This window comes from Acinetobacter sp. ACNIH3 (assembly GCF_002918965.1).
Classification (GTDB): Bacteria; Pseudomonadota; Gammaproteobacteria; order Pseudomonadales; family Moraxellaceae; genus Acinetobacter; species Acinetobacter schindleri.
The window spans coordinates 1-706 of record NZ_PQLP01000153.1 but is presented as its reverse complement, the minus strand read 5'-3'; the positions used below and the strand labels follow the sequence as shown (position 1 = coordinate 706).

Genomic DNA, 706 nt, shown 5'->3' with positions numbered 1-706 from the left:
CTTCTCGTGCCTCTGCGGATTCATGGCGACGAACGCTGTCAGTTGAAGGTAGCCGGGATAGACGGCGCGGTTGGCACCTGGAAAGCGGGCCGGAACCGTGGTGATAAGCGTATCGGTGAACCAGTCGCTATCATGTTCGGAAGCGAGACGATTGACCTCCGTGGGAGAGCGGGACGTATCGATCGGGGAACCGAGGACTGTCAGGCTGGCCGGCAAGACTACGTCGCTCGTGGTCGATGATTCTAGGATTGCTGTAGCGGCGACGGCGGGTACGCCTGCCTGGCAGACAGCAACGATGTGCGTGGTCGGTCCAAGCTTTTGAATATGCCCGATCAGTAGATCGATGTAGTCGTCCAAGTCGAATCCGCCATCGTGGATGGGAACATCGCGGGCATTGGACCAGTCGGTCACCACGACCGAATAGCTTGGCAGCAGGTCGCGGACGGTCTCGCGTAACAGGGTCGCATAATGACCCGCCATTGGCGCGACGAGCAGAATTGTCGGAGCATCGGACCGGCCGATAAGGTCGAAGCGGAGCAGGCGGCAGAATGGGCGTTCTTCGACTACCTCCTCGCGCACGGCGTGGGCAGTGCCATCAACATCGACCTCGACGATTCCGAACGCCGGCTTTTCTCTTGGCTCCGTCAGCCGACGTAAGACGGAGAGGCTAGCCGAAGTCGCGCGCCGGAACGTAAGTGCGGGGGGG

At 60.9% G+C, this 706-nt stretch carries 1 protein-coding gene and 1 pseudogene; one reads left to right on the top strand and one right to left on the bottom strand.

Annotated features, from left to right (window positions below):
• A pseudogene (locus C3420_RS17175) lies at positions 1-480 on the bottom strand (polyhydroxyalkanoate depolymerase); the annotation flags it as partial.
• Here C3420_RS17175 and C3420_RS17340 point away from each other — a divergent pair.
• Positions 469-657: a hypothetical protein gene (locus tag C3420_RS17340; RefSeq protein ID WP_146048186.1), complete on the top strand. Its 189-nt coding sequence runs from the start codon at positions 469-471 to the stop codon at positions 655-657. The pseudogene C3420_RS17175 and the gene C3420_RS17340 overlap by 12 nt on opposite strands.
• Positions 658-706 lie beyond the last annotated feature (49 nt).

What these genes read in the sequence shown, in the direction of transcription:
- C3420_RS17340 (WP_146048186.1), top strand. Translation starts at nt 469, where the DNA reads ATGACCCGCCATTGGCGCGACGAGCAGAATTGTCGGAGCATCGGACCG.